Raw genomic sequence first — 20,393 nt, forward strand, 5'->3', positions numbered from 1 at the left:
AGTCGGCCAAGTCTTTACTGGATGTTGGAAGTGTCGTCAGTGGCTGTAGGCAAGAAGCCAATCGATTGTGAGAGTTGCGGTGCAGCTACTGGCCTCATCGCGAGCAGGCTCACTCCTACAATGGATAGGTGTAAGGCGACTATCCAGTGTGGGAGCGAGCCTGCTCGCGATGACGGCCTCACGACCGCCAGACTTCCAGAGGACGAATCAAGCCTGCGCCGCCGCCGTCGCTACCGGTCTTTCCGGCTTGCGCAGCGCCTCCAGCCTTGAATCGCTGTAGCGTGTTTCGCGGAAGAAGCGCCAGTGCCCGAACAGGTCGTAAACGTGGGTAATCCGCCCTTGCTCCTGATAGCCCAGGCGCATGTGCATCTTCAAGGCCTGCACATTGGCGTTGTCGCAGATATCCACCACTTTTTTGAACCCCCGGGCGTCCATGACTTGCCAAAGTGCGGTCTGTGCGTCGACGGTCAAGGTGCTGCCGAAATAGGGCCGGGCAATTTCGGCACCGAACTGGAAGTATTCACCGGGCTTGACCGGGAACGTGCAGCGGTAAAAGTGGCGGTCGAAATAGTCGCGAGTGCTGGCCCAGACGAACCCGACGGTGTGACCGTCCTGGTCCAGGTACATGTGCCCGGTATGCCCTTCAGCGGCGAGTTCGGCCATGGTCTGCACGCGGTCACCAAAGTACTTGCTGAATGCCTTGGCGTTTTCCTCGGTGATGTCGACTCTGCGCAAACCTTCACAGGGGCGCAGTTTGTTGGGGGCAATCGGCGTGACCAGATCGCGCTCCATCCAGAGCAATTCACGGTGAGCGAATACGTAGCGTTTCCACAGCGCGCCAACGGTGCGGCGCAGACCTTTTTGTTTGATGCGCAGAAGCAGTTCTTCGATGACGTTCATGATGCTCTCCGAGGCCCTAGCCCAGGTGTGGTGGATGATGTTGCCGGTTGAGTTTCGGATGTATGTGCCGCCGCCGGGTTGCCGGCACGCTGTGCGCGCCTTTTTTGCAGGACCGGTTTGACGCAGTGCCAAAGACGCAGTCCAAGGCCCAGCAGCAAGCCACTGGGGCGCCATGAGTAGAAGCTCCAGCGCCATTGTTCGATCTGGCCGGTCATGCGCTCGTGCAGTTGATGGCTGGAATTATCCAGGCTGACCCGCGACGCATCGATCCAGCGCCATTGCTCGTCCAGGCCCCAGCGAATCCACTCCTCCAGCAGCACCCGACCGCTGCCCAGATCAGCATGCTGCGGCAGGAACGCAAGGTTGTAGTCGTAGAGTCGACCCTGCTCGAGCAGGCCCAGCCGATAGCTGATGCAGCGATCGTCCAGCTCCAGCGTCACGACCCGCACCAGGCCTTGAGCGGCGAGGGCGGTGAAAGCGCTAGCCATCCACTGACGGCTGCGTTCGGTGGCGAAAATCCCGACGCCCTCGTCACCTTTCCAACTGACCGACTCGACTTCCTGCAGCGCCTGTAGAACCGTCGGCATCGAAAGCGCATCGGGGGTGATTCGCCGTACCTGGGCGCCGCACGCGGCAATCCGTTTACGCGCCCGACGCAGTTTGTAGCGCGGATCGCCGCAAACTTCCTGATGGTCGGCTTCGCTGATCAGATGCACCGGCACCCTGCAACTCAGGCGCCGTTCAGCAGTGGAGCTACGCGCTATCCACTCGGTGAGGGCACTCTCTTCACCGGCAGGTTCCGACAGTTCATTGAGTTGCAGCAGCGCATGGGGCAGGCGCTGGCGGATCAACACCAGCGCAGCACGCATATCCTCGCCACCGAGCAGCGACAGCAGGGCCAAGCGATCGGCCAGCGGATAACCCAAGTGATGCAAGACCCGAAATGGCAGGCCAGCGAAGCGTTCGCGGCTGGACACCAGGGGCAGGCACAGGCGCAATTCGCCTGCTTCCCAACCGAGCAGAATGTGCAGACGCTGATCCTCGCCCAAGACCTGCTCTGCCGCGCACATCCAGCCAAGGTTGTTGAACGGCGTGTGGTCGGTCACGCGCAGGCGCAACGCTTCGTACGCGGTTGCCGGAAAGTCGGCGGTGCACAGGGACGTGCGCCATTCGAATCGCTTCGCCATAGGTTCAGGTCGCCGTGGCTGTGACAGGTGGACGGGAGGGTTTACGCAGCGCTTCGAGGCGTGAACCGCTGTAGCGGGTTTCGCGATAGAAGCGCCAGCGACCGAACAGCGTGTAGATATTCATGATCCGCTGTTGTTCGGTATAGCCCATGCGCAGGTGCAGCTTGAGCGCCGGGATGTTGCTCGAGTCACAGACATCGACCACTGTGCTGCAACCCTGAGCGGCCATGGCTTTCCACAATTGCAATTGCAGGTCCACCGACAACTCTGTGCCCCAGTAGGCGCGGGCCAGTTCGCCACCGAATTCGAAAAACTCGCCGGGTTTTACCGGGAACCGGCAGCCGTAGTAATGCCGATCAAAATAGTCGCGCGGCGTGCCCCAGATAAACGCCACGGCATCACCGTGGTCGTCGACATGCATATGCCCGGTATGCCCGTCATCGGCCAGCTCGGCCATGACGCCGACGCGGTCGCCGAAGTAACGAGTGAAGGCGCTGGCGTTGTCTGCAGTGATCTTCATCACACGCAGTGGCGGGTAAGGTTTGAGGCTGTGCGGCGGCACCGGGCTGACCAGGTCGCGCTGCATCCACAGCAGTTCCTGATGGGCAAAAAGGTACATTCTGCGGATCTTCGCCAAGGTCGCTCGCAGACCTTTTCGACGGATATGTCCGCGCAGTTTTTGCAAAACTTCCATGGTTCTTTCTCCTGATGAGGGTGCCACGCACAGCAACCGGTTCGCGGGGCAGAACAGCGCAGGCCGGTTCATGAAGCGCTCCAGCCCAGGGCAAACAGGGTTTGTCCTGGCAATTGGAAACGCACGCGGCCGTTTTCGCAGGCAAACGGTACGTCGCGGCTGCGATTGTCGGCGCCGAAGAAACGCAGGGCGCCGTGGTTAAGCGGGCACTGGGCGCCGCTCAGATCAACGCGCTGCAGGCGTGTGCCTTTGTTCACCCCGAGCAACGTGCGCTGCTCGCCGCCGGCCATCGCCAGCACATCCACTTCGAAAGCGTCGTTATCCAGTTGCAGCACTTGCGGCAGCCAGTGCCGAGCGATGAATTGCTGGGCAAGGCCCACCGGTTTCAGCTCGAAGCGATCGCCGTCCAATACGCGCACCATGCCCTTGGCATACGGCGGCTCATCGGCTGCCTGAAACCAATTGAGCATGGTCAACAAGCCGTCCTGAGAAGCATTGATGACGACCGAGGCCCACCACAGCGCGGCGTAATGGGTTTCCTGATCGTAGGGGCTAAGGCTGGAGCCGCTGGACAGGTTGGTCTGGTCCAGCAGCAAGGCCTTGCGCGGTTGACCCTGACTGTCGAGACCGACCAGCTCGGCGGCACGGCGCACGCTGTCGCGGTAGACCCGGGTCGCGAGCACGTCGCGCACCATCCATTCGTGCCAGGCCAATGCGTCGACCTGATCGGCGGATTCGTTGAGCAGCTGCCGGGCCCAGTCGATCCCGCGTTTGCCCGCCGCGTTGCGGGTGAACGGCCCGTTGACCAAGCGTGAGCTGGCAGGCATGGCGATACGCACGCCGGCCTTGGCATTGGCCGGATCGCTGCGGACTTGGCGGGCCATGCTGAGAAAAATCGTTCGATAGTCTTCGAAGCTGGAATAGTTGAGGTTCGGCTCGTCGGCAAAGCCGATGTAATGCGTGCCCTGGCCACCCAATGCGCGAGTGCTGGCGAGCCAGGCTTCAAGGCCGTTGCTGCTTTGTACATCGGCGCGCAAATCGGCCCGACGCCCGGTGCCGGCGAGCAGCGTGATGTCCTGGCGGATGCCAAAGCGAGTCTGATAGAGCTTGCGAACCGGGTCTTCGAAACGGGCATTTTTCGAAGTGACGTCAACGTAGCTGTAATAACTCGCCGCACTCGGTTTCAAGGCATCCAGTGCAGCATGACTGGTCGCGGGCGGCATGAGATTGGGCAGGGCAATGCCCAGATCCGGCGTGCGACCGAGAACTTTATCGTGCAGGGCCAGTCGGGTCTGGCCCGGGTCTTCGCGCAACGGCTGCAAATGCTGCGGATTCTGCGCAAACAGATTGGCCGTGCCGTCGAGCCAGAACGCCGCTTTGCCGCTGCCCAGCAGGCGCAACCGCCACGTCTGTTCGCGGTCGCTGACCGGCAAGGCCACTTGATCGAATTGCCAATAGGCACGGTGGGGCTTGAGGGCCAGCGACAGCTGTTGTCCATCGTCCACGCGCTGTGCTTGCAGTGCGTTGACGCCGCCATGGTATTTGCCGTTCAGTACCGCGTGTTCGCCCGGTGCCACTTTGAAAAACAGCTCATCGCCATTGCGGGTTTCGACACTGAAATGCACTTTGGCCGGACTGAACAGCGCCACGGTCTGATCGTCATGCTCGACGCGGTAACTGCGGAAACTGTAGCCGGGAATCTCCAGGCGATAACTGGCAGCCCCCGGCACCAAAGGCCAGCGCTGCGAACCGCGGGTTTCACTGGCTTTGATCGACCGTTCGCCCTGCAAACGGCCCTGACCGTCGAGCAGATAGATATGCTCTTCATTGGCGTCAGCCTGCCACGCCGGAACCCAGCGCACGGTGACTGTATCCGGGCGATCGGCTTGCAGATACAGGCTGCCGTCGCGGATGTCGCCCCACTGCATGGGCGCCGCGAAGGCGTGCAGCGTCATGCCGAGTCCGAGCAGCAAGGCCAGGCGCTTCATGCGGCTTTCCTGCGGTGCAGCATCAGCCACATCGGAGCGATGTCAACGGGAAGGATGAACAACGTGTGCCAGAACGGCACGCCGCTCAGTCTGCAATAAAGCACCAGCATCGCCAGGGTCACTGCCAGATAGGCAATCGAAGACGCCGCCGCTGCGCCGACGATGCCGTGGCTCGGGATGAGCAGCAGGTTCAGCCCCAGATTGAGCAACGCGCCCACGCCCATCATCAGCGAGACGGTCGCCGGGCGATTCTTGCCGATCAGGTCCAGGCGCAGAATGCTTGCGTAGCACAGGCCCAGCAGCCCCGGCAGCAATGCCAGCAGCGCCGGATACGCCGGTTGGTAGGCGACGCCGAACAGAGTGACAATCAGCCATTCGCCGATCAGCGCCATGGTGACGCAGGCGCCGAGCATCACTGTGGCGGTCAGGCGCAGCGCCAGCGGAGTGACCTTGTCCATGCCTTTGTCCTGTTGCAGCAGGCGCTTCATCAGCGGTGTGGTGACCGCTTCCGGAACGATCAGCAGCAGTTCGGCGGCGGCGCTGGCCATGGCGTAATGGCCGAGCGCGGTGCTGCCCAGCAGGGCGCCGATAAACAAATAGTCGGAGCGCAGAATGACCTGTTGAAACAGCAGGTCCGGATGGCTGCGCGCGCTGAATCGCAGCAGCTCGTTCTGGCTGGCGCGGTCCCATTGCAGTTGCAGCGGTTGTGCGCGTTTGAGCCACATCCACCCCACCAGCACCACCAGGCTGATACCGGCCAGCCAACTGATCAGTGCGGCTTCGAGTGCCGCCTCTTTCCACATCCAGAACAGCGCAACAAACAGCAGCAACGGCGCCAGCGATTCGATCAGACGCAAGACATTGAACGCGACCACGCCGCCCGACGCGTTGTGCAAGGTCAGCAGGCCGCTTTTGAGAACCGTCAGCGGTACTGCCAGCAGCAACAGCCACGCCAGCAGACCGAGCTGCATCGTGACATCGAGTTCACTGCCAAATTCACGCGCCAGCGCGACCACCAGCAATGTCAGCAGCCCGGCCAGCAGACAGCCAAACACCAACACCTGAGCGAGCAACAAACCCATCGGCCGCTGATTGGCCGCTTGATAACCGACCGCCGAATTCAAGCCGCCGCTGGTGGCCGCACTGATCAGATCCGGCAGGGTGCTGAGCAGGGCGAACAACCCGCGTTCGCTCGGGCCGAGAATCCGCGCCAGCAACACATTGCGCAGCAGGCGCAGGGCGATCATTGCCAGTTTGGTGCCCATGCTCAGCGCCAGATGCCTGAGGTAGCTGCCGCGACTCATGGCCGTGCCCCGCGAAAGATCCGTAACGACAGCAGCTCCGGATTGCGCGCGGTGCGTTGGCTGACGCCGAAGCGCGGCAGGTTCAGAGGGTCGCCGGCGCCGCGATAAAGTCCGGTGGTCGTGCCAAGGGCAAACGGGTAATCGTGGTTGGCGACCTGCTCGCGGACCCGTTGATCGTTATCGCCGTTGGGGTAGCAATACACCGGCAAGGGACGATTGCAGCCGTTGTGCAAGGCATCGCGGCTACGGCTGATTTCTTCGTGCAGACGCACGTCATCCAGTCCGGTGAGGATCGCATGACTGGCGCCGTGTGGGCCGAAACGCACCAGACCGGAGGCTTCCATGGCGCGCACCTGATGCCAGTCCAGCGCTTGCGGCAACGACTCCGGCGGACACTCATCGGTCAAACGTTCAAGTTCCTGCGGGTCGAGGCTTTTTAACCCTTGCAGATAATGCAGCAACGCCAGGCTGCGCCGGTCGACGTCGATATCGTCGAGCAGTACCGGCAGCGGGTGACCGGTGATGCGCAGGTATTCGATCAGGTGCATCCGGGCCTTGTCGCCATGACTGCCCCACAGCGTTTCGCCAACGCTTTCCCACCAGAAGCGCTGCCGGCTGCCAATAAAATCAGTAGAGAGAAAAACGCTCGCCGGCACTTGGTGTTTTTGCAGCAGCGGATAGGCGTGCACCGCGTTGTCCCGCCAGCCGTCATCAAAGGTCAGCGCCACTTGCGGGCGTTCGGTGCGCAGGGCGTTGGGCTGGAGCAGTTCCATCAGTGGCACGCAATCGAAATGCTTGCGCAGCCACATCAGCAGGTGTTCGAACGCCTGCGGGCCGACGCACAGCTCATTGCGGTGCGGCAGGTTGGCGGCGCGGTCATTGGCCAGCACGCGGTGCAGCATCAGGATCACGCCTGCGCCGTGCAACTGGTTGCGCCCCACGGATGAGTTGAGATAGAGCCAACCGCTGGTGCGTTTTATCAGCTGTTTGATCGCCATGGCATGCGTCCTCTCAACGATTCTGGTCGGGATTCCATTGTGCGTACCGCTGCCCGCGCAGGAACTGCCACAGGCCCGCGCTCATGCCCGCCAGTGTCACCAGCAGGAATGCCGCGAGGCGAAACGGTTTGGGCAAACGGTGTTGCGAATCCAGCAGGCCGGCGATGGCAATCGAGTAACCGGTCAATTGCCCGATAAGGCTCAAGCGATAAAAACCGTGCTCGTTCCACAGCCAGAAATTGCTCAACAGCAGCGGCAGCAGGAGTATCGGCGCCAGTCGACGGATCAGTTTGTGGCTGATCAACGCGATCGAATACAGGCCGTGCTTGAACGGATTGAGCAGTTCACTGCGTTGCGCCAGGCTCTGCAGGCCACCAACCGTGACCCGCTGGCGGCGACGCCACTGCTTGTCCGCTTCGTCGACGCCCTGGTCGATCACCTGGGCCTGGGGCACGTAGACGATGCGTTTGTGCGCCACCGGCGCGCAGGTACTGATAAAGAAATCGTCGTTGACCTCGGCCGGCACGTTCTGGAACAACTCGCGGCGCAAGGCGAGCAGGGCGCCATCGGCGGAGACCATGCAGCCGGTGCGATTCTCGACCCGGCGCAACCAGCCTTCGTAATGCCGATAGAGGCTGTCGCCGATGCTCAGGCCGCCACCGGTGACCGGGATCACCATGTGCCCGGCGCAGGCCCCGACCTGCGGATCGCTCAACGGCGCGAGCAAGTGGCCGAGAGTGTCGCGCGACCATTGGTTGTCGGCATCGGTGAAGACCAGAATGTCCCCGGTGCTCACAGCGACGCCGGCATTCAGCGTGGCGGCTTTGCCCTGGCGCGGCAGGTCGAGCACGGTAATGCGCGGGTCGACGATCTTGTGCGCGCAGGCCACGGTGTCATCGGTCGAACCGTCACTGGCAAGAATGATCTGCAGCGCGGCCGCTTGATAATCCTGGGCGAGCAACGTGCGCAACTTGTGCTCGATGTGCCGAGCCTCGTTGTGCGCGGCGATGACGATGCTGACGTTCAGTGGCGGCGCCGGGTCATGTCGCCAGGCCGGGAACAACGGCGCCAGCAAGGTCAGCAGCAGCGGATAGCCGATGTAGGCATACATCGGCAGCAGCAGGCACAGGCAAAAAATGAGTTCAGCCACGGGCAGGCCTCCTGGCGTTCCAATGACACAGACCGAGCATCAATGCCGCGCTGGCCAGGCGCAGACGCACCCAGTGCAGGCCCCACAGTTGCAGCGTCAGGCTGACGTTATGCTGGCGAATGCTTTGCCGCACGCTGAGCAACAGACTCGGCAGCAGGCCCAGCATCAGCAGCATCAATGCCTGATGGGCGTAGCCCGTGAGCAACGCAAGGATGGCCAGCGCATCGAGCAACCACACCAGCACTGACAGCAGCGGAAAACGCAGCAGACGCAGGCTCATGCCGTGGGTGCGCAGCAATTGCAGGTGACTGCCCTGACGCCACAGTTCCTTGCCGACCCATTCGCGCCAAGTCATTTCATAACCCCAGTGCAGGGCGATGCTTCGGTTGACCGACAGCAGGCGCGCGCCGTGTCTGTGCAGGCGCAGGGTGTATTCCTTGTCCTCACCGGTGCGCAGGGTTTCGTTGAAACCACCGACCTCGTCGAACCAGCACCTGCGCATCAACAGGTTGGCGCTGGGCAGCCATTGCACGCTACGGCTGACGTTGCGCGATGGCCGCAGGTTGCGTCGCTGCCAGGCGCTGGCGTACCACGGGGCGGCAGCCGGGGTGTGCAGGTCGAGGCCGAACACATCGCCCTGAGCCTCCCTCTCAAGCGCGAACAAAGCGAGCAGCCAGTCCTCGGGCATTTCGATATCGGCATCGATGAAGGCCAGCCATTCGTGGCTGGCAATCGCTGCGCCGCGATTGCGCAAGGCGCCGATCAGCAGGTCGGGCAGCACCAGCACCCGAGCGCCGAATGCGCGGGCAATCTGTGGTCCGTCGTCCGTGGACCCGTTGTCGACGACGATCAATTCACAGTCCATGTCGGCGGCGTTCGCGGCTTTGCGAGCGGCCAGCAGGGTGCGGCCGATGTGCCGCGCCTCGTTGTACATCGGAATGACAATGCTGATCTGGCTCATGCCCTGGCCTCCGTCAGCGCTGCCTGCTCGGCTTTCAGGCGCAGCACCCAGGTCAGCGCAAGCATGATCCACAGGTACTTCAGGTTCGGCGCGCTGAGGAACATCAGGAACAGCGTCAATGAGAGAAAACTCATTCCTAGATGGGTAATCAAATCCGCCTGCTGCCATTCGCGCCGCTGCAACCACGCGCTTCGTGCGCGGATCAGGTTGAAGAAGCCCTGTCCAAGCAGGCCAACAAACAGCAGCCCGGCGGGAATACCCAGTTCGCTGAAAATCTCCAGATAGGTGTTATGGGCCCGGCGATACAGATCGCCGATCTTGCGGTTGGCCGAAAACGCCTTGGCATAACCGGTGGTTGCGTAGTGCAAAGGGAAGGTGCCGGGGCCGGAGCCGAGCAGCGGATGTTCACGGATGATCTGGCTGCCGACGACAATGTACGAGGCGCGACGGCCGAGGGAGGCGTCCTGGGCCTTGGCGCCGGCGCTCAAGATACTCAGCGACTGAATGCGGGCCAGATAACCGGCCGGCATTGCGTAGATCGCCAGGGGAAGGATGATCGCCGCACCGAGCATGGCGAAGCCGAAATGCCGGGGGCGGATGTGGGTGAGCTGCTGACGGTAATGCCAGACACCGATGGCCAGACTCAAGGCCAGTACCACCAGCCCTGAGCGCGACTCGGTTTTGGTCATGCCGCCGAGCAACAACAGACAGCAGGCCGCCCAAAACAAACGGTGCAGCAGGTTCGGGCTGCGAATCACCAGCAGCAGGCCCAGCGGCACGGCGAAGGCGATCAGCAGGGCAAAGGCGTTGGGGTCTTCGAGCAGGCCGGCGGCGCGGCCCTTGTCCTGGAATCGGCTGGAAAACATCGCCATCGCGCAGGTCGCGCTGACGCTGAGAGTGACCAGTCGGGCGAACAGATCCAGATTCAATTCACGACCGACCAGCAGGGTGATCACGAACAGGATCAGGCCCACGCTCAGCTCACGCAGATGCGTTTGCGACATGCCCAGGTTGTCGCTGGCGAGCAGGCTCAGCAGGTACAGGGCCATGAAGCCGATCAGGTAGCGCCACAGATTGCTGCGCAGACGCTGCGATGGAATCTGGTGCAGTGCCAGTTGCAGCGCCAGAATCAGGGCCAGCGAAACACCGATCAATTTGCTCCCGGAAAACGCAGTGTCTTTGAAGAACCCTTCAAACGGCACCAGTGCGGCAATGCCCAACAGGCCCCACGACGGTTTGCGATAGAGCACCGTGAAACCCAGCAGCCCCAGCACCGCCCCCGGGGCCAGGAACGGATAAGGACTGACCAGCAAAGCCAGACAGACCAGTGCCAGCAGACTGACGATCGAGAGCGGGAAAATCATGCGCGTGCCTCCCGTGCCGTGTGGATGTACAGCTGCGACCAGCGTTCGGCCAAAGCCTTGAGGTCGTAGCGCTCCTGTTGTGTGCGTCTGGCGTTGTCGCGCAACTGCGCAGCCAGCTTCGGTTCGGCCAGCAAGGTGTCGAGCTGGCGGGCGAGGGCGGTGGTGTCGTTCGGCGCCGCGAGCAGGCCGTTGTGGCGGTCCTGCAAGACGTCGGGAATGCCGCCGACCGCGAACGCCACCACCGGCACGCCGGCCTGCATCGCTTCGAGCAAAATCATCGGTGTGCCCTCGGTGCGCGAGCTGATCACCAGCGCATCAAGTTGCTGCCACCAGCCTTGCATCGCGGTCTGATAGCCGGGCAAGCGAATCCGTTCTTGTAAGCCGGCAGCGTCGATGCGCGCCTGCAACGCCTCACGTTCCGGGCCGTCACCGAGCATCACCGCGTCCAGTTGCGGGTGCTGGTGACACAGGGCAATCAGCGCATCGAGAAACAGATCCGGGCCTTTTTCGCTGCTCAACCGACCGACGTAACCGGCCAGCCAGCGTTGCCGGTCTGCCGCCGGCTGGAAGGCCGGCACTGTTGGCAAACCGTTGGGAATGACCTGCAACTTCTCCGCCCGCACGCTGGCCTCAAGGTGCAGCGTGGCAATGCTTTGCGCCACGCAGACCACTCGCTTGACCGACGCCGTGCGGCACAGTTGCAGGCTCAACCAGGTGTAAAACTTCTGCTTGCGACTGCGCGGAGTGAAACCGTGCTGGGTGATTACCAGCGGCAGGCGCAACAGCGTTGCGCCGATCCAGCCAAACAACAGCCCTTTGAAGTTGTGCGTGTTGAGCAACGGCCGATCACCACGGCGCTGATACAAATGCCGCAGCAGTCGACCGAACCCGGCACAGCCGCGAGCGTCCACCCCGGCGTTGCGAAAGCGCTCGATCAATTCTGCCGGGGCGTCGAGAAACAGCACTTGGTGCTGCCCCGACGTCGCCAGGCAATGATCCAGCAACATCCGCTCGGCCCCATAGAAGCCGCCGCTGCTGAGCAAATGAATGATCGGCAGCGCGACGCACGGGTTGGACGCCGCGTTCAATTGCGCACCCAGTGGACCAGGCGTGGCATGGTCCAGTGCTTGTGCGGATTGCCGATCTGCGGCGTTTCTTCGTTGATCACCAACAGTACCGGCAGGCCCAGTTCATGGCTGATTTGCGCCGGATGTTTGAAGCGGTGATCGAAGAACTCACGCACATAAACGAAGGCAATCGCCAGCAACAGTCCAGTGAACAGCCCGAACGGAATGATCAGCAGCGGTTTGGGAAAAGCCGCGGCGGTCGGTTCAAACGGTGGACTCAGTACACGAGCATTGGACAAGTCATTATCCAGCGCGCGTGTCGTGCTGCTTTCAGCGAAGCGTTGTGCATAGGTCGAAAAGGCTGCGTGCAACGCGCCGATTTCAGTGTCCATCTGGCGCAGCTTGCTCTGGGTTTGCTGCAATTGATGGATGCGATTCTTGAACTCGGCAATGCGCGCGGTTTTCTGCTCGATGACCTGGCTGACCACCGACAGGTCGATCGTGCGTTCCTGGATGCGGTTATTGACCACCTTGAGGAACTGCTGGCGTGTGCGCGCGATTTGCTCGCGGGCCAGCAACATCGGTTCGCTGCCGGGCTGGAATACCGCCAGATCGTTCATGTAGCGGCTGACCTGCGTGGTCAGTTGTTCGCCCATCTGGCGGATCTCGCGGTCCTCGAACGCGATGTTGTCCACCGTAGTCGTGAAGGTAAACGGAAAGGTGTAGTCATTGAGTTTGTTGGTGTTGGCGGCGGCCAGGCTGGATTTCAGGTAATCGAGCCAGCGCTGGCTTTGCAGCAAGCGATCGCGATACAGATTGAGTGCCTGCTCTTCGGTGTTGATCGCATTGAGGCGAAAGGTGATTTCCTCTTTCGGATCGGACGAACCGACGCTTTCCAAGAGGCTCAGCCGCGCGCCCTCCAGACCATCGAGTCGCACCTGATATTGATGCTTCTTGGTCTCGTAGAACGAGTGTGGCAGCTCGATCGATTGCAACGCCTGACGATCGACCAGATAGTTTTGCAGCAATGCGGCGACGAACGCCGTGCCTTGAACAGGATCAGGGAAGCTGTAGACGATCGAGATGACATTGGAACCCGGCAGGGTTTCGATCTTCAGATTGTCGATGGCGTCCTGGGTCAAGCCGTCCAGTGCCGTGTCGCGCACCGGATCGGTTTCCATGCCCAGCGCGTCACGCAGCGGATTGATCACATATTCGCGCAGTGGCGTGCTGACGTAACGCTTGAACGGTTCGCCGGCCAGCTTGCTGAGCAACCCCGGTGGCGGGTTGTACTGACCGTTGTCACGCAGTTCGCTGACGGTCTGGCGAATCAGCGCCGGCGAACGGAGGATATTGCTTTCGGTTTCCATGTCCGCCAGCGATGGCGGAATGAACGTGGCGTTGTCCTGGGTCAGCGAGGTCGTCGCATCGCCCTGAGAGAGTTTTTTCGACTGCACGATCACCTGCGCAGTGATATCGAAGCTCTGTTTGAGCAGCAACGGCAGGAGCAGGGCGATCACTGCAAAGGTCAGGAAGATGCGCTTCACCGTTTGCTTGTTGGCGAAGAAAATCCTGAAGAACTCATGCAGGTAATTTTCTTTTGGGTTCATGTCGTTCACCTGAGAGTCAGTTGTCACTGCCTTTGTTGTCGACGCGGTAGCCGAAGCTGAAACCGACGCCCTGGAACAGCACCACATCGGCCAATTGCCGGGCGAGTTCGCCGGCGCTGGCAAGTTTGGTTTTTGGCACGTAGAGCATGTCGTCCGGCTGCAGATAGGCGATCTGTGGCGCCTCGCCGGACAAGGCTTTTTCGACGTCGTAGTTCATTGCCTGCACCTGATTGCCGTTGCGCCGCATGATCACCACCGAATCGAGGCGCGCCTTGACGTTGGTGCCGCGCGCCAGCGTCAGCGCCTCAAGCACCGACACTGGTCGGCGGATCGGGTACGAACCTGGTTGAGCGACTTCGCCGAGCACATAGATCTCGTTGCCGGCGGTGGACTTGAGCAGCACGTCCACGGTCATCCGTCCCGGCAGTTGCGCGTATCGCTGATTGAGGAAGGTTTCCAGTTGATTGACGGTCATGCCTTGCAGCGGCACGGCGCCGATTTCCGGAAAACTCGCGTAGCCGTCGGTTCCCACAGTGATTTCGCGGCTCATGCCGGTGGCCGGGTGGTTCAACGCGCTTTTGAGGTTCTGCTCGTTGCTCAGCGGGCTGAGAATCTGCACCGAGAGCTGATTGCGATTGGGCTGGAACAGCTGCTTGCGCTGATAGGCGCGCTGGATTTCCTGACGGGCCTCTTCGCTGGTCAGGCCGGCGATTTTTACTGAGGTGTTGGCGCCCGGCAGTTCGATGGTGCCGTCGGGCAGCACCAGTTGCGTGCCGTTGAGCTGGCTGGCGGCGGTGAAATTCAGGCCGATCTGGTCGCCCGACTGCACGCGGTAAGCGTCCGAGCCGCTGGTGCTGATATGGAAAATCACATCCAGCACGTCTTTCGGGCGCAGGGTCTGTTCGACCTTCGGCATGTCAGTCGCCTGGGCGTTGGCCGGTGCGGCGGTGAGGATATTCACCGGCATGTTGCGGGTCTCGGAAGTGCTGGAGCAGCCTGCAAGCGGCAGCAACAGCAGGACAAGCATTCTGGCGTTCATGGCGTCATCCTTTGCGTTTGCTTACAGGTTTTTGTAAAGCCATTTGGGCATGTAGTACTTGCGCCGGTTGAACACGCTGCCGACCACTTTTGCGCCGGCCTGAGTCAGGCGTTGCACGGCGGCCTGGGCGACTTCCCAACGGGTATCTTCGGCGCGCACGACAAACACCACGCCGTCGACCTGAGTGCTGATGACCAGCGTGTCGGCGGCGGAGTACACCGCGTCGCCGTCGATCACCACGAAGCGGTAGCGGCTGCCCAATTGGTCGAGCAGCGGGCTCAGGCGTTCGGCCGTCAGGTGCTCCAGGGTGCGGATCGGCCGGCCGTTGGGCAGCACGTGAAAGGGCAGGCTCGACACCTGCACCACGCAGTCCTGCAACAGCGGCGGGTTGTCCGGGTTGAACAACAGGTCGCGCAGGCCGCGCTCCTTGCCGAGGTTCATCTGCTGGGTGAGGTTGTTGGCCGACTGGCTGGCGTCGACCAGCAGCACCTGGCCGCTGCTCATTTGTGCCAGTTGACTGGCCAAGGCCAGGGCGCTGGTGGTGGTGCCCGCGCCGGGATTGGCAGCGGTCAGGAACAGGATCCGCAGATCGAGGTCCAGCACGGTCGAGGTCAGGTTCGATTCGCTGGGGCTGGCGATGCTCAGGCTGTTATTGGTTGAACCGTCCATTAGCTTGCTCCGTGGCCGCTGAATACTTTGAAGGGGGTTTTCAACAGAATCTTCAGATCAAGCAGAAGGCTCTGCTCGGCGATGTAGCTGAGGTCCAACTCAACGCGCTGGTCGAAGTCGATGTTGCTGCGCCCGGAGATCTGCCACAGGCCGGTCATGCCGGGGTAGATCGCCAGACGCGCGAGATGATTGTCCTTGTAGCGGTAGGCGTTGAACGAGGTCGGGCGAGGGCCGACCAGACGCATGTCACCGGTGACCACGTTGATCAGGTTGGGCAGCTCATCGAGGCTGGTGCGCCGTAGAAAATGGCCGATGCCGGTGATGCGCGGGTCCTTGTCGATCTTGAAATCGATGGCGTCCGCCCCGTGTTTATTCAGGTGGCGCAGCGATTCCTTGAGTTCTTCGGCGTTGCAGACCATGGTGCGGAACTTGAACATGCCGAACTTGCGGCCGCGATAGCCGGTGCGTTTCTGCACAAACAGCACCGGCCCCGGGCTGGTGTGCTTGATGATCAATGCCAGGCCCAGCAGCAGCGGCGAGGACAGCAGCAGAATCACCAGCGCGCCGAGGCAGGCCACCACCCGATTGGTCCGCGACAGTTGCCATGGACGGCCGCCATCGCGGCCGCTTAACCAGCCGCGACCCTGGCGATGAATCGCTGCGTCGAGGCGCATGCGATGTTCGGGGTCGACTCGCTTGTCGCGGCGCATCTCTTGGATCGGTACACCTTTCTCATGTCCAGTCATGGCGTCCTCCGCATTCATTCAGCCGCAAGCGGCGCGCGGGCAGTGGGGTAGTAGTCGCGGAACCAGGCGATGAAACGACCCAGCCCCTCATCCAGTTCAATCCGGGGCTGGAATCCGGTGGCCTGGGCCAGGTCGCTGGCCTCGGCGCAGGTGTTGAGCACGTCGCCCGGTTGCAGCGGCAGCAGCTCGACAATGGCTTTCTGAGCGAGATGTTTTTCCATCAGCGCGAGGTAGGTTTTCAGCGCGACCGGCTGCTGTCCGCCAATGTTGAACAGGCGCCACGGCGCCATGCTGCTGGCCGGGTCGGGCTGCTCGCGATCCCATTGCGGATTGGCTTGCGGTGCCTGATCGATGAGGCGCGCGATGCTTTCGATGATGTCGTCGATGTAGGTGAAATCGCGCTGGTGCTCGCCGTAATTGAACAGCTTCAGCGGCTCGCCTTCGCTGATCGCCCGGGCGAACTGGATTGGCGACATGTCGGGCCGGCCCCATGGCCCGTACACGGTGAAGAAGCGCAGGCCGGTGCAGGGAATGCCGAAAAGATAGCTGTAGCTGTGCGCCATCAGCTCATTGGCTTTCTTGGTCGCGGCGTACAGCGACAGCGGATGGTTGACGCCATCCTTTACCGAATAGGGCGTGTGTTGGTTGGCGCCGTACACCGAACTCGACGAGGCGTAGATCAGGTGTTCGACCGGGTGATGCCGGCAGCTCTCAAGGATGTTCAGAAAACCGTTGAGGTTGCTGTCCAGATACGCCCGTGGATTGTCCAGCGAATAACGCACCCCGGCCTGCGCGGCCAGATGGATCACCACTTGTGGTTGTTCGCGGGCAAACAGTGCGTCGATGGCTGTCGCGTGGGCGAGATCAACCGTGGCGAGCTGGAAGTCGCCCACCTGTTCGCGCACCCATTGCACCCGGTCGTGCTTGAGCTGCGGGTCGTAGTAGTGGTTGAAATTATCCAGGCCGACCACTGAATGCCCGTCGCGTAGCAAGCGCAGGACGCAATGGGCGCCAATAAAACCGGCTGCACCGGTCACCAGAATCTTCATGGCCGCACTCCTTCTGGAGCGATGTGACGCAGGCCGATGCCGCTGTAGTGCAGACCGGCGGCCGCCACTTGTTCCGGGTTGTAGAGGTTGCGACCGTCGATGATCACCTTGGAACGGAGCTTCTCGGCGAGCAGTGCGAAATCCACCACGCGAAAATTTTTCCATTCGGTGCAGATCACCAGCGCGTCGGCATCTTCGAGGGTGTCATCGCGGGTCGCGCACAGATGCAAGTCGTTGCGATAGCCATAGAGGCGCCGGCATTCGGACATCGCTTCCGGATCGTAGGCTTGCACGCTGGCACCTTCGGCCCACAACGCATCCATCAGATACCGGCTGGGGGCTTCGCGCATGTCATCGGTGTTGGGTTTGAAGGCCAGGCCCCAGACCGCGATGGATTTGCCGGCCAGGCCTTGCGGGAACTGCGCTTGCAGCTTGCTGAAGAGAATGTGCCGCTGACGGTCATTGACGTCGGTGACGCTGCGCAGCAGTTTCAGCGGCATGCCGTTGTGTTCGGCGGTGTGCAGCAGCGCGCGCAGATCCTTGGGAAAGCACGAGCCACCGAAGCCGCAGCCCGGATAGATGAAGTGATAGCCGATGCGCGGGTCGGAGCCGATGCCTTTGCGCACCGCTTCGATGTCGGCGCCCAGCAGTTCGGTGAGGTTGGCCAGCTCGTTCATGAAGCTGATGCGGGTGGCGAGCATCGCGTTGGCGGCGTACTTGGTCAGCTCGGCGCTGCGGTTGTCCATGAACATCAGTTTTTCGCGGTTGCGGCAGAACGGCGCGTACAGCTCGCTCAGCTGCTCGCGGGCTTCATCGTCACGGGTACCGATAATGATCCGGTCCGGGCGCATGCAGTCGGCAAGGGCGCTGCCTTCCTTGAGAAATTCCGGGTTCGAGACGACGCGCACCTGCAGCCCGGTTTTGCCGCGTTGCAGCAATTCGCTGTTGGCGGCGGCCAGGACTTGGTCGGCAGTACCCACCGGCACGGTGGATTTGATGATCAGCGTGCGATCGGCCTCCATCAGGCCGGCAATCTGCCGGGCCACGTTGAGCACATGGCTGAGGTCGGCAGAGCCATCTTCGTCCGCCGGGGTGCCGACGGCGATGAAAATCAGCTCGGCGTGGGCCACTGCATCGCTGGCCTGGGTACTGAACAACAGACGTCCGGCCTTGATGTTTTCTTCAAGCGTTGCCGACAGCCCCGGCTCACTGATAGGCGGCACTGCTTGTTGCAGTTGTTTGATTTTGTTCGGATCAATATCAATGCATAAAACCCGATGGCCGACATCGGCAAGTGCGGCGGCTTGTATAAGTCCGACATAGCCTGTGCCAAATACGCTCACGTCCATCTGCGCACCTCAATAAAGCCAGAAAAGTTAACTACGGAATGAGATTGTTAAAGGGGTATAGCGCAGGGTTTGAAAAGCATGTCAGCAAAATGACATGTTGCACCGGTATAACACTTAAGCGTTTTTTGGCGATTGGCTATCAAGTCATTGCTGCGATTGAGTTTGTTGTTTTTTTGCAGATTTGTTCAGATTTCATCTAAGCGACAAACGGTCGAAACCCGCGTAATTGAAGGCTTTCAGCGCGGCTGGTGTGTCATTTTTGAGTCATGGTTTTTTTGACGGTTTATCCGGCTATCAGTCAATTCTTGCGATTTAATGGCCGGGTGCTAGTGTCAGCTTCTGACTGACAAACCTTTGACTTCCCGCCTTTTCGCACCGCCGGTATCGACATGTTCAGATATGCCAAGGAACTGCTTTTAGTTATCTATCTGTTGCTTTATTCCGACTATTACCTGGATCGGTTAAATGCTATCGGGTGGGGTTTTAATGTACTTTTTTTTGGCGCGATGTTTTTGGCGCTTATCGTCGCGCTCTACCTGACTGCCTATATACGACAGGCGCTCGTTCGACATGCATTCGCATTAACCCTGTTTGCTTCGGCGGTTTTCTTTGATGTTTATACACGGGTCACCGCGGATTACCTGAGGTACAGCGATTTTGTCTCGCTGGTCTATTCCGGTGGTTTTATTCAGGAAGCGGCGTACCAGTACCGGGGCGCGATCCTGCACGCCGTGCTCAATGGCTTGCTGTTGCTGTTTGGCATCGGGCTCAAGCCGCGGCGAGCGCTGGCCCTCCCCAACGTGTTGCGGGTCGCGGCGCCCGTTGTCGCTGTGTTGGCGCTCAGCGGGTTGCTGTTTCTACGCGCGGGTGAAGGCGCGCGCGGGCTGCCGGTCATGTACACGCCGCTGGCCTATCTGAACCTGTTCGCCTACGAGGCGCTGCATAACACGGTCGGCCCCCGGGAACCGGTGACGCTCGCGCGGACCGCGCCAGCCGTCGGCCACGACATCGTGCTGATCATCGACGAAAGCGTCTCTGGCAATTACCTGGACATCAACGCGCCGTTCGGCGTGCACAGCAACCTCAAGCAGGCGCCGGTCGGCGTCGAAATCTTCAACTATGGATACGCGGCGTCCATTGCCAATTGCAGCGCCGACACCAATGTCACCTTGCGCTACGGCGGCACCCGTGCCGACTACATGCGCATCAACAGCACGCTGCCGTCGATCTGGCAGTACGCGAAAAAGGCCGGTTTGCGCACGGTGTACATCGACGCCCAGCGCACCGGGGGCAACCTGCAGAACCTGATGACCCAGAGCGAAAAAAACGACATCGATGAGTTCGTGCAATTCGACCAGACCCGCGTGCGCGACCGCGACATGGCGGCTGCTGCCAAGCTGATCGCGTTGCTCAAGGACGACCGTCCCGAGCTGGTGGTGATCAACAAGGTCGGTGCGCATTTTCCGGTGCATGACAAATACCCGGACGCCTTCATGGCCTATCGGCCGACGCTGCCACGCGGGCAGTTCAGTGAAGTCGCCGACACCGGCGAACGCACCGGTTTCAACGGTCAGCCGGACGACTGGGTGCTGTATCGCAACGCCTACAAAAACACGTTGCTGTGGAATGTCGGCGAGTTCTTCGCCCGGGTGTTTGCCGAGGGCACGCTGGACAATGCGCTGCTGATCTACACCTCCGACCATGGCCAGGATCTGCATGAGCGCGGCAACCCTGGCCTCAACACCCATTGCGGAGGTGATCCGGTGGAGGAGGAAGGGCTGGTGCCGCTGGTGGTGATTCAGGGCCGCGGATTACAGGCGCCGGACTGGTCGGCGCATTTGGCGGCGAACAAGAACCGCTCCAGCCACTACAACATTTTCCCGACGCTGCTGCAGTTGATGGGCTACGACCTGGCGAATATCGAGGCGGTGTATGGCAAACCGCTGAGCGTGCCGACGGCGGATGAATTCACCTTCAACTACCGGTTCAACGCGCGGTTGGGCGCCAGGCCTGAGTGGAAACATATTGATCTTGGAAGCATTGTCACGCCGCCGCGGGCGCCGGCGAGTGTGGCGGTTGGTCAGTAAGGTTCTGCGTTGAGGCGACAGGCCTCTTCGCTGGCAAGCCAGCTCCCACATTGTCCGCTGCTGACACAAAAATTTGTGGACAACCGCAGTCCCTGTGGGAGCTGGCTTGCCAGCGAAAGGGCCATTACTGACACCGCCAATTTGGCGGCGAACCAGAACCGCTCCAGCCACTACAACATTTTCCCGACGCTGCTGCAGTTGATGGGCTACGACCTGGCGAATATCGAGGCG

17 protein-coding genes are annotated in these 20,393 nt (G+C 61.2%); 1 reads left to right on the forward strand and 16 read right to left on the reverse strand.

Annotated features, from left to right (window positions below; translation table 11 throughout):
- Positions 1-207: 207 nt before the first annotated feature.
- The 16 genes from HU755_RS21455 to HU755_RS21530 form a co-directional block, all read right to left on the reverse strand.
- Positions 208-900, reverse strand: coding sequence for an N-acetyltransferase (locus tag HU755_RS21455; RefSeq protein WP_186636241.1), 693 nt, complete (start codon positions 898-900; stop codon positions 208-210).
- Entirely contained in the window at positions 897-2,087 is a 1,191-nt protein-coding gene (locus HU755_RS21460) for a GNAT family N-acetyltransferase (protein ID WP_186636244.1), read from the reverse strand. Before HU755_RS21460 ends, HU755_RS21455 begins: the two co-directional genes overlap by 4 nt.
- Before the next feature lie 4 nt (positions 2,088-2,091).
- Positions 2,092-2,781, reverse strand: coding sequence for a GNAT family N-acetyltransferase (locus tag HU755_RS21465; RefSeq protein ID WP_186636247.1), 690 nt, complete (start codon positions 2,779-2,781; stop codon positions 2,092-2,094).
- Between the two features lie 68 nt (positions 2,782-2,849).
- Positions 2,850-4,769 carry a hypothetical protein gene (locus HU755_RS21470; protein ID WP_186636250.1) on the reverse strand — a complete coding sequence of 640 codons (1,920 nt, stop codon included), beginning with the start codon at positions 4,767-4,769 and terminating at the stop codon, positions 2,850-2,852.
- Positions 4,766-6,073 carry an oligosaccharide flippase family protein gene (locus HU755_RS21475; protein WP_186636253.1) on the reverse strand — a complete coding sequence of 436 codons (1,308 nt, stop codon included), beginning with the start codon at positions 6,071-6,073 and terminating at the stop codon, positions 4,766-4,768. Before HU755_RS21475 ends, HU755_RS21470 begins: the two co-directional genes overlap by 4 nt.
- Positions 6,070-7,071 carry a polysaccharide deacetylase family protein gene (locus HU755_RS21480; protein WP_186636256.1) on the reverse strand — a complete coding sequence of 334 codons (1,002 nt, stop codon included), beginning with the start codon at positions 7,069-7,071 and terminating at the stop codon, positions 6,070-6,072. Before HU755_RS21480 ends, HU755_RS21475 begins: the two co-directional genes overlap by 4 nt.
- A gap of 13 nt (positions 7,072-7,084) precedes the next feature.
- Complete coding sequence (locus HU755_RS21485) at positions 7,085-8,221, reverse strand: glycosyltransferase (RefSeq protein WP_186636259.1); 1,137 nt, start codon at positions 8,219-8,221, stop codon at positions 7,085-7,087.
- The gene (locus HU755_RS21490) at positions 8,214-9,182 is read right to left on the reverse strand and encodes a glycosyltransferase (protein WP_186636262.1); all 969 of its coding nucleotides are present in this window, start codon (positions 9,180-9,182) and stop codon (positions 8,214-8,216) included. The genes HU755_RS21485 and HU755_RS21490 overlap by 8 nt, the downstream gene beginning before the upstream one ends.
- A complete protein-coding gene (locus HU755_RS21495; RefSeq protein WP_186636265.1) occupies positions 9,179-10,546 on the reverse strand; it encodes an O-antigen ligase in 1,368 nt (455 codons plus the stop codon). Before HU755_RS21495 ends, HU755_RS21490 begins: the two co-directional genes overlap by 4 nt.
- Positions 10,543-11,634 (reverse strand): glycosyltransferase family 4 protein, encoded by a 1,092-nt coding sequence (locus HU755_RS21500; RefSeq protein WP_186636268.1) that lies wholly within the window; start codon positions 11,632-11,634, stop codon positions 10,543-10,545. The genes HU755_RS21495 and HU755_RS21500 overlap by 4 nt, the downstream gene beginning before the upstream one ends.
- The gene (locus HU755_RS21505; protein WP_186636271.1) at positions 11,631-13,223 is read right to left on the reverse strand and encodes a lipopolysaccharide biosynthesis protein; all 1,593 of its coding nucleotides are present in this window, start codon (positions 13,221-13,223) and stop codon (positions 11,631-11,633) included. The genes HU755_RS21500 and HU755_RS21505 overlap by 4 nt, the downstream gene beginning before the upstream one ends.
- A 16-nt stretch (positions 13,224-13,239) precedes the next feature.
- The gene (locus HU755_RS21510) at positions 13,240-14,262 is read right to left on the reverse strand and encodes a polysaccharide biosynthesis/export family protein (protein WP_186551982.1); all 1,023 of its coding nucleotides are present in this window, start codon (positions 14,260-14,262) and stop codon (positions 13,240-13,242) included.
- Between the two features lie 21 nt (positions 14,263-14,283).
- Positions 14,284-14,931, reverse strand: coding sequence for a CpsD/CapB family tyrosine-protein kinase (locus HU755_RS21515; RefSeq protein WP_186551981.1), 648 nt, complete (start codon positions 14,929-14,931; stop codon positions 14,284-14,286).
- Entirely contained in the window at positions 14,931-15,677 is a 747-nt protein-coding gene (locus tag HU755_RS21520) for a sugar transferase (protein ID WP_186551980.1), read from the reverse strand. Before HU755_RS21520 ends, HU755_RS21515 begins: the two co-directional genes overlap by 1 nt.
- 14 nt (positions 15,678-15,691) lie before the next feature.
- Positions 15,692-16,726 (reverse strand): NAD-dependent epimerase, encoded by a 1,035-nt coding sequence (locus HU755_RS21525; protein WP_186623171.1) that lies wholly within the window; start codon positions 16,724-16,726, stop codon positions 15,692-15,694.
- The gene (locus HU755_RS21530) at positions 16,723-18,075 is read right to left on the reverse strand and encodes a UDP-glucose/GDP-mannose dehydrogenase family protein (RefSeq protein ID WP_186551978.1); all 1,353 of its coding nucleotides are present in this window, start codon (positions 18,073-18,075) and stop codon (positions 16,723-16,725) included. Before HU755_RS21530 ends, HU755_RS21525 begins: the two co-directional genes overlap by 4 nt.
- Before the next feature lie 389 nt (positions 18,076-18,464).
- Here HU755_RS21530 and HU755_RS21535 point away from each other — a divergent pair, with 389 nt between their 5' ends.
- On the forward strand, positions 18,465-20,162 hold the full coding sequence (locus HU755_RS21535) for a sulfatase-like hydrolase/transferase (RefSeq protein ID WP_186636274.1): 1,698 nt from the start codon (positions 18,465-18,467) through the stop codon (positions 20,160-20,162).
- Positions 20,163-20,393 lie beyond the last annotated feature (231 nt).

It is taken from the genome of Pseudomonas sp. SWRI111 (genome assembly GCF_014268555.1).
In the GTDB taxonomy this organism is placed as follows: Bacteria; Pseudomonadota; Gammaproteobacteria; order Pseudomonadales; family Pseudomonadaceae; genus Aquipseudomonas; species Aquipseudomonas hamedanensis.